The organism is Actinomyces acetigenes, from assembly GCF_031296635.1.
GTDB classification, from domain to species: domain Bacteria; phylum Actinomycetota; class Actinomycetes; order Actinomycetales; family Actinomycetaceae; genus Actinomyces; species Actinomyces acetigenes.
In genome coordinates this window covers 1-12,409 of the sequence record NZ_JASPFC010000053.1, presented here as the reverse complement: position 1 = coordinate 12,409, position 12,409 = coordinate 1, and the positions used below count along the sequence as shown (strand labels likewise).

15 protein-coding genes are annotated in these 12,409 nt (G+C 63.9%); 4 read left to right on the top strand and 11 right to left on the bottom strand.

Features of this window, described 5'->3' with window-relative positions:
- Positions 1 to 101 precede the first annotated feature (101 nt).
- From RIV14_RS12890 to RIV14_RS12880, 3 genes are all read left to right on the top strand, one after another.
- Positions 102 to 602 (top strand): NUDIX hydrolase, encoded by a 501-nt coding sequence (locus RIV14_RS12890; protein WP_075373711.1) that lies wholly within the window; start codon positions 102 to 104, stop codon positions 600 to 602.
- Between the two features lie 190 nt (positions 603 to 792).
- Positions 793 to 1,020, top strand: a complete 228-nt coding sequence (locus RIV14_RS12885; RefSeq protein WP_075373710.1) for a toxin-antitoxin system antitoxin subunit — start codon at positions 793 to 795, stop codon at positions 1,018 to 1,020.
- Positions 1,017 to 1,418: a type II toxin-antitoxin system VapC family toxin gene (locus RIV14_RS12880; RefSeq protein ID WP_075373709.1), complete on the top strand. Its 402-nt coding sequence runs from the start codon at positions 1,017 to 1,019 to the stop codon at positions 1,416 to 1,418. Before RIV14_RS12885 ends, RIV14_RS12880 begins: the two co-directional genes overlap by 4 nt.
- Positions 1,419 to 1,541: 123 nt before the next feature.
- Here RIV14_RS12880 and RIV14_RS12875 read toward each other — a convergent pair whose 3' ends face one another.
- Positions 1,542 to 2,855 (bottom strand): alpha-amylase family protein, encoded by a 1,314-nt coding sequence (locus tag RIV14_RS12875; protein WP_075373708.1) that lies wholly within the window; start codon positions 2,853 to 2,855, stop codon positions 1,542 to 1,544.
- 38 nt (positions 2,856 to 2,893) lie between these two features.
- Here RIV14_RS12875 and RIV14_RS12870 point away from each other — a divergent pair, with 38 nt between their 5' ends.
- Entirely contained in the window at positions 2,894 to 3,511 is a 618-nt protein-coding gene (locus tag RIV14_RS12870; protein WP_075403390.1) for a TetR/AcrR family transcriptional regulator, read from the top strand.
- A gap of 132 nt (positions 3,512 to 3,643) precedes the next feature.
- Here RIV14_RS12870 and RIV14_RS12865 read toward each other — a convergent pair whose 3' ends face one another.
- The 10 genes from RIV14_RS12865 to RIV14_RS12820 form a co-directional block, all read right to left on the bottom strand.
- Positions 3,644 to 4,141, bottom strand: coding sequence for a Dps family protein (locus RIV14_RS12865; protein WP_178387835.1), 498 nt, complete (start codon positions 4,139 to 4,141; stop codon positions 3,644 to 3,646).
- A 117-nt stretch (positions 4,142 to 4,258) separates the two neighbouring features.
- Positions 4,259 to 4,963 (bottom strand): hypothetical protein, encoded by a 705-nt coding sequence (locus RIV14_RS12860; RefSeq protein WP_075371917.1) that lies wholly within the window; start codon positions 4,961 to 4,963, stop codon positions 4,259 to 4,261.
- 109 nt (positions 4,964 to 5,072) lie between these two features.
- Entirely contained in the window at positions 5,073 to 5,972 is a 900-nt protein-coding gene (locus RIV14_RS12855) for a hypothetical protein (protein ID WP_075371918.1), read from the bottom strand.
- A gap of 240 nt (positions 5,973 to 6,212) precedes the next feature.
- Positions 6,213 to 6,923, bottom strand: a complete 711-nt coding sequence (locus tag RIV14_RS12850; protein WP_075403388.1) for a hypothetical protein — start codon at positions 6,921 to 6,923, stop codon at positions 6,213 to 6,215.
- A gap of 219 nt (positions 6,924 to 7,142) precedes the next feature.
- On the bottom strand, positions 7,143 to 8,000 hold the full coding sequence (locus RIV14_RS12845) for a hypothetical protein (protein WP_256695070.1): 858 nt from the start codon (positions 7,998 to 8,000) through the stop codon (positions 7,143 to 7,145).
- Positions 8,001 to 8,235: 235 nt separating this feature from the next.
- Positions 8,236 to 8,718 carry a hypothetical protein gene (locus tag RIV14_RS12840; RefSeq protein WP_143223496.1) on the bottom strand — a complete coding sequence of 161 codons (483 nt, stop codon included), beginning with the start codon at positions 8,716 to 8,718 and terminating at the stop codon, positions 8,236 to 8,238.
- 499 nt (positions 8,719 to 9,217) lie between these two features.
- Positions 9,218 to 9,523 carry a helix-turn-helix domain-containing protein gene (locus RIV14_RS12835; protein WP_075373696.1) on the bottom strand — a complete coding sequence of 102 codons (306 nt, stop codon included), beginning with the start codon at positions 9,521 to 9,523 and terminating at the stop codon, positions 9,218 to 9,220.
- A 2-nt stretch (positions 9,524 to 9,525) separates the two neighbouring features.
- Positions 9,526 to 9,882, bottom strand: coding sequence for a type II toxin-antitoxin system RelE/ParE family toxin (locus RIV14_RS12830; RefSeq protein WP_075373697.1), 357 nt, complete (start codon positions 9,880 to 9,882; stop codon positions 9,526 to 9,528).
- 90 nt (positions 9,883 to 9,972) lie between these two features.
- Positions 9,973 to 10,197 carry a hypothetical protein gene (locus RIV14_RS12825; protein ID WP_256695069.1) on the bottom strand — a complete coding sequence of 75 codons (225 nt, stop codon included), beginning with the start codon at positions 10,195 to 10,197 and terminating at the stop codon, positions 9,973 to 9,975.
- An 812-nt stretch (positions 10,198 to 11,009) separates the two neighbouring features.
- Complete coding sequence (locus RIV14_RS12820) at positions 11,010 to 11,717, bottom strand: hypothetical protein (RefSeq protein WP_075403386.1); 708 nt, start codon at positions 11,715 to 11,717, stop codon at positions 11,010 to 11,012.
- Positions 11,718 to 12,409 lie beyond the last annotated feature (692 nt).

Genomic DNA, 12,409 nt, shown 5'->3' with positions numbered 1-12,409 from the left:
CGGCTCCGGGTCTTTTTTGAAGATTCGGTCGAAGTGTTAAGCGAGTGCCGGCACTTGGCAACCGCCAGCCTCCGCGGCGAGTGATCGTCTAGGCTCGCAGCATGGCAACTCCGGAGTTCATCGTCTCCCTGCGGCAGAAGATCGAGCATGACATGCTGTGGCTGCCGGGGGTGAGCATCGTCGTCGTCGACGAGGCCGGCCGGCTCCTGCTGGGGCGGCGCGCCGACAACGGGCGCTGGGCGGTCGTCTCCGGCATCCCCGAGCCCGGCGAGCAGCCGGCGGTGGCGATCCGGCGCGAGTGCCTGGAGGAGACCGGTGTGGACGTGGAGGTGCTGGCGCTCACGAGCGTGACCGCGGGCGAGCCCTTCGCCTTCCCCAACGGAGACAACTGCGTGTTCATGGACATCAACTTCGTGGGTCGGGCGCGCCCCGGCAGCGCGGAACGCGCCCATGTGGCCGACGACGAGTCCACGCAGGTGGGCTGGTTCGCGCCGGACGCGCTGCCCGAGCCGCTGCTGAGCTCGACACCCGGACGCATCGAGGCGGCCCTGGCCTGGCTGGCCGACCCGACGTCGGGCGCGCGCTTCCACCCGGCGTCCTGACGCCGAGCCGGGCATTTTTCGCGTAGCCCCACGGAATTTCTGCCCGGCTACGCGAAATCTGCCCGGCTCGGCACAGGGGAGACGGAGGCTGGGCGGAGTCACTCCGCGGGCGGCTCGACGACGAGCGGCGCCTCGCCGGGGCGCGTACCTCGGCGCGGGGCGTCTGCACCACCCTTGGTATGATTCGGGTATGACTCAGAAGATCGCGGTGAGCCTCCCGGACGAGCAGGTCGTCTCGATTCGCCGTGCGGTCGCACAGGGCAGGGCGGCATCGGTATCGGGATTCGTCAGCGCAGCAGTCGCTCGCGCGCAACGGGAGGACAGCCTCGCCCAGCTGCTGGACGACCTTGATCGCGAGCTCGGCCCCGTCGACGACGCGGACCTGGCCTGGGCCGACAAAGCTCTGGGACTGGTGTGACCACCGCCAGCAGGAGGCGCGCCAAGGGCCTGACCCTCGACACCGGCGCACTGCTCGCACTTGAGCGCGGGGACTCGCGGGTCCGCGCGCTCCTTCGCCGGGCCTCGGAGACGGGCCTGCCCCTGAGCGTGCCAGCTGGAGTCGTGGCACAGGCCTGGCGGGGCGGTCCGCGGCAGGCCCGCGTCGCACGGCTGCTGGCGGACCCCAGCGTGCACGTGGCACCGCTGGACGACATGACGGCGCGAGCCGTCGGTCTGCTGTGCGGACGCAGCGGACACCGGGACATCGTTGACGTTCACGTCGCCCTGCTGGCGCAGGAACAGGGGCACACCGTGGTGACCTCTGACCCTGAAGACCTGAGCGCGGTCCACCCCGGCCTCCCACTCATCACGGTCTAGACGAGCGTCGCAAACCCCAGCCGGTGACGTGCTGCACACCCAGACGCCGAGCCGGGCATTTTTCGCGTAGCCCCACAGAATTTCTGCCCGGCTACGCGAGAAATGCCCGGCTCGGCACAAGAGTCACTCCGCGGGCGGCTCGACGACGAGCGGCGCCTCACCGGGGGCACGCACCTCAGCGCGGGGTGCCGGTTCCAGGGCCAGGCTCACGTGCAGCCGCTGCCCCTGCTCGCCGACGGCGTCGTAGGACAGTCGCGGGTTGTCCAGCTCGGTGACCTCGGTGCGGGCGCGCACGAGCCAGGGGTGGCGGCGTCGCAGCCCGATGAGGTCCTGGTGGAGCCGCAGCATCCAGGCGCCCTGCGGCGCGAGCCCGGACGGGGCGGCCGGCAGGGCGGGGCGGACCTCGTCGTCGCCGCCGAGGGTCTCGGTCTTCACCCCGCGGAAGGCCTGCTCGTCCCCGTAGTAGACGCTGGGCACGCCGCCCACGGTCATGAGCAGGACGACGGCGAGCGCCGCCCCACCGGCCCCAACCTTGCTGGCGATGCGGGTGACGTCGTGGTTGCCGACGAAGGTGGCCGGGAGGAACCGGTCCAGCAACTCGTTGTGGCGCTTGAGGCACCAGTCGAGCTCGTAGAAGTTGACGTCGGCCAGGGAGCTCCAGGTGGCCTTCCACAGCTCGTACTGGGTGACGGTGTCCACGGTGGAGGCCTCCACGAAGCCGGCGTAGTCGCCGTGGATGACCTCCCCCATGAACCAGGCGTCGGGGTGGCGCTCGCGCACGGCGGGCAGGACACTGGCCCAGAAGGCGGGGTCGACGGCGTAGGCGGCGTCCAGGCGCCAGGCGCTCGCGCCGCGGTCGAGCCAGTGGGTGAGCACCCGCACGGCCAGGTCGCGCACCTCGGCGGAGTCGTGGTTGAGGGCTGCCAGCGACTCGTGGCCCTCGAAGGTGGCGTAGCCGGGGCCGGACGGTCCGGCGTCGTTCCCGCCGGCGACGTCGTCGAAGCGGAAGAGGCCGCGTTCCTCTCCCCCGGCGCGGGCGGCCCGGAAGAGGGGGTGCTCGGTGCCGACGTGCCCGAGGACGCCGTCGAGCATGAGGGCCAGGCCCCGGGTGCGACAGGCCTCCGCGAGGCGGTCGAAGGCGGCGTCGTCGCCCAGACGGGGGTCGATGCGCAGGTGGTCGGTGGTGTCGTAGCCGTGGGTGGAGGAGGCGAAGATGGGGCCGAGTGACAGGCCGTTGGCGCCGAGCTCGACGGCGTAGTCGAGCCAGGGCTCTAGGCGGTCCAGGCGGGCGGGGGCGCCGGGTTCGGTCAGCGGCGTTCCCGGTTCGGGGCGGATGGGGGCGCCGGTGGCGCCCAGGGGGTAGGCCTGCCACCAGATGGCGTGGTCGATCCAGGCGGGGGTTGCAGGACGGCTTATTCCAGGTGACTCACTAACCATGTCTCCAAGGGTGCCGCCGCACCCGTTAGCATGTCAAGGTGCCATCTCGTACCGACAAGCGCCCCCGCCTGCGCATGGATCCTGCCGAGCGCCGCGAGCTGATCCTGTCCGCGGCGAGGCGTGCCTTCGCGAGCCGCCCGTATGAGGAGGTCTCGCTGGTCGAGGTCGCGGCGGAGGCTCAGGCCTCCGAGGCGCTGGTGCACAAGTACTTCGCCGGCAAGGCCGGCCTTTACGCCGAGGTGCTCCGGCTCGCTGCTGACGAGCTCGCCGAGCGCACTCGGCGGGCCGACGACGCCCTGCCGGAGGGGTCGTCGGCCCGGGACCGGGTGCGGACCTCGGTGCTGACCTACCTGGACTTCATCGCTGAGCGTTCCCCCGGCTGGGTGACCTACCAGGCACTGGCCGGGCACGATCCGGGCGATGAGGCAGCCCGGGTGAGGCGACAGGCGCGCGAGGCGGCGGTGGCGGCCCTGGCCGAGGTGGTCGGCGGCAGCCGGGGCCACCGCGACGACTTCGCCTTGTGGGGCTACCTAGGTTTCCTCGACGACGCCTGCCTGCGCTGGGTGCACGCCGGCTGCCCCGACGACCAGCGCCACAGCCTGGTTGACGCAGCGCTGGGCTGCCTGGAGGGGGCGCTTGGCGACTGGCGGCAATGACATCTGGGACCGCCCCGGCGAATATGCCACCCCGGAGCCGACAGTCCGGCCCTCAGACACGAACATGGGGCCCACCTCGCCAGGAGGTGGGCCCCACATGATGACGTCAGTGCGTCAGCGTAAGCCTCAGGCTCAGCGCACGGGCTTGCGGACCTCGGCGGAGAGGAACCAGGCCTGCTGCTCGAGCTTGCCGGTGAGGTCCTCGACGATGCCGGAGGAGGTGGGGTCCTCGGAGTCGACGTCGTCGTGCACGCCACGCAGGGTGGCGACGACGGCCTCGATGGCGGAGACGATGTAGGCGACGCCCTCACCGGTGAGGATCTCGCCCTCGGGGGCGGCCGGGACGGTGGTGGCGGCGGTGACGGTGGCCGGGCGGCCGTCGGGGACGGCGTTGATGGCGCGCATGCGCTCGGCGACCTCGTCGGAGCCCTCGCGGGCGATGTCGACGACGTCGTCGAGGTTGAGGTGGATGTCGCGGAAGTTCGGGCCGACGATGTTCCAGTGGATCTGCTTGCCGACCAGCTCGAGGGCGATGAGGTCGGTCAGGACGCGCTGGAGGTTGTCGCTCAGGGCGGCGGAGGCGGTGAAGGTGAGGTTGATGGACGGTGTCGTCATGGTGTCTGCGTTCATGGCCATCACTTTACTACATCGCGAATCTCTGTGGGTGTTACTTATGATTCACAGGTAAGCCATGCCTCACCTGGAACCGAGGCTCACCTGCCTGGACGGGTTCCTCTGGCAGCCCGCTCAGCCGACCTTGCAGGTGTTCGGCTCTCCGGTCTCTTCCTCCTCGGAGGCGAGCCAGTGCCCGCCGCTGCCGGGCACCATGGTGTTCTTCGCCGGGATCCGCGCCTTGTTGGTGGGTTCGGTGACGTCCTTGCCCTGCGCGTCGACGTAGGTCACCTGCGTCATGTCCACGCAGTAGGAGACGGCGGCGCTCTGGCCGTCGGCGCTCATGGCGACCTCGGAGATCGCCACCTTGACGGGGGTCTTGGCCTTCTGCCCTTTGTTCTTGAGGTTGGCGGCGTCGTCGAGGAGCTGTTGCTGGAGGTTGCCGGTGGTGACGGTGGGGACCTTGCTGGTGTCCTGCCCGCCGCCGACCCACAGCTTCCAGGACATCTGGTCGTAGGCCACGAAGTCCTGGAGGATCGCGACACGTTTGACGTCGAGGCCGGCGGGGATCGTGGTGATCGTGTACCCGAGCTGGGCGTCGGACAGGCTGGCGGCGGTGACGGTGCCGGCGGTGCTCGACGCCGTAGCGGTGGCCGAGGGGGCCGACGTCGAGTTTCCCGCGGCGCCGGCACTGCTGGCGGGTGTCTTGGCGCTGGGCTTGGAGTCCTTGGAGGAGCACCCGGTCAGGGCCAGTGAGCCGGCGAGCAGCAGGCAGCCCAGTGCGGCGGCTCGACGACGTCCCCCGGCTCGACTCGCGGGGCGATTCTCGGCATGTGCCACGGGGGCTCCTGACTGTCGGCCGGATTCGACCCGGCGGAAACCAACCCGTTGACACTACCGCGAAGGTCACGAACGTGTCTCGACCTTCGTCGCACAGGTTGAGGCCGGTTCAGTTCTGGCGGGGGTTCTTTCCGTTGGTGGTCAGGGTCTGGACCTCGGCGACGGGGAGGTTGACGGTGCTGGTGGTGGTGATAGCCGGCAGGGTGCCACTGTTGCCGTCAGTGGCGGTGTAGGAGGCCGAGTAGGCAACCTTGATCGTCAACGGCGTAGTACCGCCCAGGTGAGCCGAGCTGCGATTGAAGGAGATGGTGCAGGGACTGGACCCCTCCGGCATCCCCGAGTGCCACGCAACACCAAACCCGGTACAAGACGCCTTCCCATCCGGAGCCGACAACTGTAGACCAGAAGACCCCGCCGTGATGGTGGCAGTGGTGCTACCAGCAGTGGCCTTAGCAGTCACGCTGGTCGGAGTGTTGCCGGTGGCCCACACCCAGGTGTCCATCCCCACCAGGGTCGCACCCTGGGAACCGACCTTGGGGTTCGTCTCCACCGTCGGAGCCGGAATCTTCACCGCATCCCAAGCGACCTTCGCCAACCTGGTCCCCGAGATATACGGCCTGGGGGCCTGCTGACCCGCCGGAACCCAGATGTTCTGATCCGGATTGGCCTCATAGAAAGCCTTACGCTCGTTCTCGAGGTCCTCCTTGAAGGTCGGGTTGGTGCCAGGGCTCAACCGAGACGCGTCACAGTCACGCCCGTACCAGCGGCCCTGGGTGTCATCCTTGTGGGACTCATAGTCAGGGAAGTTCTCATCGATCTGCTGCTTGATCTTGTCATGGTCCCTTTTGGCCCTCTTATTACCGCGCGCAGAGGCCTTCTTCTCTTCGTAATCGAGTTGCTTCTTCACCTTCCCAATACCTTGCGCGGCCTCAGTTCCCGTGTCGCCGGGCTTGTAGAAGCACACCGGCGCCACAGTCACCTCCGTGCTGGACGACGACGAGGACGTCACCCCACCACCACCGTCGCCCCCGCCGGAACTGGCCGTTGTCACACTCGACTCCACCGAGATAGTCACCACACCACCGCCATCAGCAGTCCCCTCAGCAGAACCAGACACATCAGATGAGCCACCCTTGCCTCCATCTGCCATTGCCCATGGGGCGGTTACACCGAGGGGCAGTAGGAGCAAGCCGGTCAGTCCAGCCCTGACGATTCTGATACTCAACACAATTCCTCCAGACTTCCCTCTTCACTGACCCGCTTCGGCGGTACACTCATTGATGGACACCTTGGTTTCACGTTCGGTGACCCACAGGCCGCGATCACTGGGAACCATGCGGACCAGTATTTTAATTCGCCGCTGCCTTTCCTTGTGGGTCGCATCATTTCCTTGGAAATCGGTGCTGGTCACTTGTGTCCTGTCGAGACACATCGTCACATCGGCCGTCTGAGCGTCTTTCGATACCTCAATATCACCGACGCCAATCTTCACGGGAGGGTTATCCTTGTCGGTCATCGCTTCATAAGTTCTCTGAATCTCGTCACGGGTTGATCCGGTTGACCGACTTATGGCCTCGTCCAGTCCTTCCCGTGTGGACCAGAGGCGCCAGGTGGCTTTGTCGTAGGCGACGTAGTCCTGGAGGACCTTGGTCTGGGTGGCGTCCAGGTCTTTGGGGATGGAGACCACCGTGTACCCCAGGGCGGGGTCGGACAGGGACTCAGCAGTCACCGCACCAGCACTGGCAGCACCACTCGCACCAGCCGACGCCCCACCCGAGGCAGACGCAGACGCCGACAAACCCGTACCGGAGCCCGCCGTGTTGAACGGCGGGACCGTCCCACCACCCTTCGGGCTGCCCGACGAGCACCCCACCAGAGCCAACGAGCCGACCAGCAGTCCCACCCCCAGCGCGCTTGCAACCCGACGGTGACCAGACAGGCGAACGAGGGAACGAGCCACGAGGAAGCACCTCCACGATCAGGCCGAGAACAACCCCCTCGGCACAGCAGCAACCCCTTGACCCTACCGGCCGGTCACAACAAAGTCACGACCCCGACCAAGGCCACACACCACCTCCAGCCAGAAGCGGCCTAAGTGCGAGCGAAGCCCCAACCAGCACATGCAGGCCGCATGCACCAACCGGAGGCAGACGGCCACAGCTAGGCTCCCCGCACCGGCTCAGTTCTGGCGGGGGTTGTTGTGGTTGGTGGTCAGGGTCTGGACCTCAGCGACAGGTAGGTTGACGGTGCTGGTAGTGGTGATAGCCGGCAGAGTGCCACTACTCCCATCACTAGCGGAGTAGGAAGCCGAATAGGCAACCTTGATCGTCAACGGCGTGGCACCACCCAGGTGAGCACTGGAACGGTTGAAGGAGATCGTGCACGGACTCGACCCCTCAGGCATACCGGAGTGCCACGCAACACCAAACCCGGTACAAGACGCCTTCCCATCCGGAGCCGACAGCTGCAAACCAGACGACCCAGCCGTGACAGTCACGGAGGTACTCCCAGCCGTTGCGGTCGCCTTGACACTTGTTGGAGTCTCACCAGTAGCCCACACCCAGGTATCCATCCCCACCAGCGTCGCACCCTGGGTACCGACCTTCGGATTCGTCTCCACCGTCGGAGCCGGAATCTTCACTGCCTCCCAGACAGCTTTAGAGAGCCGCGCCCCGGACACGAATGGCGGCGGAGGGGAAGCGCCAGCAGGAACCCAGATGTTATCCTCGGGGTTGGCGGAATAAAATGCCTCCACCTCTTTTGCTTCGTCGGAATCTTTATCTTTCTGATCATGTCCACCTGAGACAGTTCCGTCAGGCCCATAGTGCATGTACTTAACATTGCAGTGAATCGAGTACCACATTCCCGACGTGTCATTCTTGTGCGACTCTGCACCCGGATACCTATCCAACCCTCGATATTTCTCCTTCTTCATATTTTTAACATAGGCAGATTCACCCTGAAGATACTTCACCGCTTCAGCACCAGTCTTGTCCGGCTTGTAATAACAGGTTGGCGGAATCGAGATTGTTGCCATCGAAGAGGATGTCACTCCACTGCCGCCACCCCCGTCGCCACCACCTGAACCAACGGTCGTGAACTCATAACTAGCATGAGCGGTAATTACTCCCCCACCGTCACTTGTGGATTCAGTGCCACCCATACCTGAAGCATGCGACACCGAAGCAGGCATAACGCAGGTCGTGAGCACGCAAGACACTAAAGGTAATACAAGCCTACAACTCAATAATTTTACGTCCATAACCTCAGCCTCACTTGCTTACCGAGCAGGCGTCCCCTTCTCCGTCAATTTCTCTAGATATCACCCATTTGTCGGCCGAGGAGGGGATCATTGTAATGGATGCAGGAAGATTCACCTTCTCTTCGGGCTTTGTTATATCTCTTCCTTGCGCGTCAACCCGAACCATCTGAGTCTGGTCCTCGCAGACTTCCACAGTAGCGTTGATTGCACTGGGGTCAGTAACAACGCTCTCAACGGCGACCCTAACCGGCGGCTTGAGACGCTCCCCGCTTGCACGCATACTCTCAGCGCGCTTCGTCCCATTGGTAAGCGCCTCCCCGGTAGAGATACTTGCAAGATCAATATCAATGCTTCCAGTGAACCAGAGACGCCAGGTTACTTTATCCGCCTCAATGAAGTCCTGAAGGATCTTGGTCTGGGTGGCGTCCAGGTCTTTGGGGATGGAGACCACCGTGTACCCCAGGTCGGGGTCGGACAAGGACTCAGCAGTCACCGCACCAGCACTGGCAGCACCACTCGCACCAGTCGACGCCCCACCCGAGGCAGACACAGACGCCGACAAACCCGTACCGGAGCCCGCCGTGTTGAGCGGTGGGATCGTCCCTCCGCCCTTCGGGCTGCTAGACGAGCACCCCACCAGGGCCAACGAGGCAGCCAACACACCAGCACCCAGGGCGCCGGCGACACGACGGCGACCAGACAGGCGAACGAGGGAACGAGCCACGAGAAAGCACCTCCACAATCACGCCGAGCACAGTCACCCGGCACAGCAGCAACCCCTTGACCCTACCGGCCGGTCACAACAAAGTCACGACCCCGACCAAGGCCACACACCACCTCCAGCCAGCGACGAACACCGAGCAACACAAGGGTGGCACAGCCGCCAGCACAGCAGAACCCGCCCGACAGCGTGAATCGCCCCAGGCTTCATGAAGGCAGTGATGACGCCGAAGGATCACTGCCTTCATCAAACCCGGGGCGATTTCTCGGGTTCAGCTCGCGGCGGCCATATCGATAGTCAGGCGCAGGTTCAGTGCGCGGGCGATACGCCAGAGAGTCGAGACGGAGGGGACCTGCCCACCGTTCTCGACGGCGGAGATGACTGACTGCTGGGTTCCCATGCGCCTAGCCAGCTCGGCCTGGGTCAGCCCTGCACGCGTACGTGCGGCGTAGACGAGCTCAGCGACCTGCAGGCGGGTCTCTTCCTCAGCCTCAGCGGCGTCGAATCGGGCACGCTCGTCCGAAGTCATAGCAGCCAGAGCCTCGGCCTCAGCCTGCCGGAACGGTGTAGTCCTCATGATTACTTCCTCTTCTTTCGGGCGTCCTTGGTCGCTACCTGAGTGGACTGATAGGCCGCCTGGGCCCGCCGAGCTCGCAGGATCTCCCCACGCTCGTTCTGGCGCCGCTTACGGAAGGTGGTCAGCGTGATGGCCTTCCGCTCGGGTTCGAGAACGTACGTGATCCGCCTCGCCACGCCCTCGCAGGTGAACCGCAGCTCGCACAGGCCTCCGCCCAGCTGTTTCGACAACGGCATGCCGAGCATGTGCCCAGCATCCTCCAACCGAGTCAGCACGCGACGGGTCGCCGCCTTCCCCTCGGGAGTCAGGCCCCGATACCAGGCCAGAACCTCGTCGGAGAACTCAACCGTCCATCGCACAAACCCATTATGTCATTCCAGCGATATCACGACAAGACGATACTATCGTTCTTGCTGTACGGGGTGAGCGGTCAAGTCGGTTGTACCGGCTCAGTTCTGTCGGGGGTTCTTTGCGTTGGTGGTGAGGGTCTGAACCTCGGCAACAGGCAGGTTGACGGTGCTGGTGGTGGTGATAGCCGGCAGGGTGCCGCTGTTGCCGTCAGTGGCGGTGTAGGAGGCCGAGTAGGCGACCTTGATCGTCAACGGCGTGGCACCACCCAGGTGGGCCGAGCTGCGGTTGAAGGAGATGGTGCACGGACTCGACCCCTCAGGCATACCGGAGTGCCACGCGATGCCAAACCCGGTACAGGAGGCCTTCCCGTCGGGGGCCGACAGCTGCAAACCAGACGACCCAGCCGTGACAGTCACGGAGGTACTCCCAGCCGTTGCGGTCGCCTTGACACTTGTTGGAGTCTCACCAGTAGCCCACACCCAGGTATCCATCCCCACCAGCGTCGCACCCCGATCACCGACCTTCGGATTCGTCTCCACCGTCGGAGCCGGGATCTTTACTGTCCGCCAAGCCACTTCTGCCAGCCACGCGGGAGAAATATACGGCGCGGGAGGCGACTGCCCGTTCGGAATCCACACATTATCAGGATTATTATTTATGAACTTCGACGCCCCCCGAGCCCAAGTCAAGTCATCAGAAAATGCAGTCCGATCACAATAACTCCGCCACCAACGCCCACCCGAATCATGCCTGTGCTCTCGGAACCCAGGATATCTTATTTTGATATAATCATCCCAACCGCCACCTTCTGGAGCATCCGCAAGAGGGCCATTCTCCTTCTCAAACTCCTCAGCGGTTTGCCCGGGAGCGTATCCACACGAAGGCTTGATTGACACGGACGTTGAGATGGCCGACAAACCAGAATCACCACCGCCCGCAGACGAGTAACCAACTTCTACATGAGCGGAAATTTCAGCTCCTCCACCACCGCCTTCTTGCGCAGCCCCTGACGCCCGAGAGCCTCTGGAGTCATTTAACGCCACACCTTGAGGTGCAGCCAGAATAATACCAGCGCAGACAATAGCAAAGAAACGTCGAAAATGCATCGATTTCATGAATTCAAACCTAACATCACTCATTCAACTGAACATGATGCAGTCTTGTCAACATATTCGTCGTCAGCCAGCCACTTCCCCCTGGAATCTAACATCATGGCCTCTGTGACCAGTTCTCGATCTTGATTCTCCGGATTACTGATATCATTCCCACTTGCATCCGATGTTGTTACTTTAGTCGCATCTACGCAAACTTTTACGGTTGCCACATTCCCGGCTTGGTCAACAGTAACTTCAGCGGCCGCAATTCGAATGGGAGGATTGTCGCGCTGCCCCTTCGGAATCCTTGCGTGGTTTCGAATGACTGTATCCCGAGTATTTCCTGTGGCAACCTCTGAAATGTTATTAATCCCCTCTCCGGTAGACCATATTTTCCAGGTCAGTTTGTCGTACGCGACAAATCCTTGGAGGACTTTGGTCTGGGTGGCGTCCAGGTCTTTGGGGATGGAGACCACCGTGTACCCCAGGGTGGGGTCGGACAGGGATTCAGCAGTCACCGCACCAGCACTGGCAGCACCACTCGCACCAGTCGACGCCCCACCCGAGGCAGACGCAGACGCCGACAAACCCGTACCGGAGCCCGCCGTGTTGAGCGGTGGGATCGTCCCTCCGCCCTTCGGGCTGCTTGACGAGCACCCCACCAGAGTCAACGAGCCGACCAGCACACCAGCACCCAGGGCGCCGGCGACACGACGGCGACCAGACAGGCAGACGAGGGAACGAGCCATGAGGAAGCACCTCCACGATCAGGCCGAGCACAGTCACCCGGCACAGCAGCAACCCCTTGACCCTACCGGCCGGTCACAACAAAGTCACGACCCCGACCAAGGCCACACACCACCTCCAGCCAAAAGCGACCTAAGTGCGAGCGAAGCCCCAACCAGCACATGCAGGCCGCATGCACCAACCGGAGACAGCCAGCCACAGATAGACTGCCCGTACCACCTCAACCCTGACAGGAGTTCTCGGCGGTTAGCAGCCAGAGCCTAAACCTTGACAACAGGCAGGTTGACGACACGGCTGAACGACAACGAGGACGTCACCCCACCGCCATCAACCCCACCAGAGCCGGCCGTTGTCACACTCGACTCCACCGAGATAGTCACCACACCACCACCATCCGCAGTCCCCTCAGCAGAACCAGACACACCCGGCCCAATTCCGCCATCTCCGGCGAGCGCTTTGGAGGGGAGGAGGGCCAGGCATAAAAGTGCACACGACAAGACTACAACTCTGTTTCCTGACTTGTTCATCACTTTTGCTCCGTACTGCACTCTCCGACAGACAGCTGCGTTTGGCTCTCAGCAAGCCAGATGCCAGATTGATCTTTACTCAAACCAATGAGGTACTTCGTCCTGTTACGATAAGATTCTTCAGTGATATCATTTCCACTCTTGTCAACCACTGTGATTTTTGTACT

Bases quoted from the DNA above. Each gene is read 5' to 3' on its own strand.
- RIV14_RS12890 (WP_075373711.1), top strand. From the start codon at position 102: ATGGCAACTCCGGAGTTCATCGTCTCCCTGCGGCAGAAGATCGAGCAT.
- RIV14_RS12825 (WP_256695069.1), bottom strand. From the start codon at position 10,197: ATGCCTGAGGGGTCGAGTCCGTGCACCATCTCCTTCAACCGCAGCTCG.
- RIV14_RS12875 (WP_075373708.1), bottom strand. From the start codon at position 2,855: ATGGTTAGTGAGTCACCTGGAATAAGCCGTCCTGCAACCCCCGCCTGG.
- RIV14_RS12865 (WP_178387835.1), bottom strand. From the start codon at position 4,141: ATGAACGCAGACACCATGACGACACCGTCCATCAACCTCACCTTCACC.
- RIV14_RS12885 (WP_075373710.1), top strand. From the start codon at position 793: ATGACTCAGAAGATCGCGGTGAGCCTCCCGGACGAGCAGGTCGTCTCG.
- RIV14_RS12845 (WP_256695070.1), bottom strand. From the start codon at position 8,000: ATGGCAACAATCTCGATTCCGCCAACCTGTTATTACAAGCCGGACAAG.
- RIV14_RS12835 (WP_075373696.1), bottom strand. From the start codon at position 9,523: ATGAGGACTACACCGTTCCGGCAGGCTGAGGCCGAGGCTCTGGCTGCT.
- RIV14_RS12820 (WP_075403386.1), bottom strand. From the start codon at position 11,717: ATGGCTCGTTCCCTCGTCTGCCTGTCTGGTCGCCGTCGTGTCGCCGGC.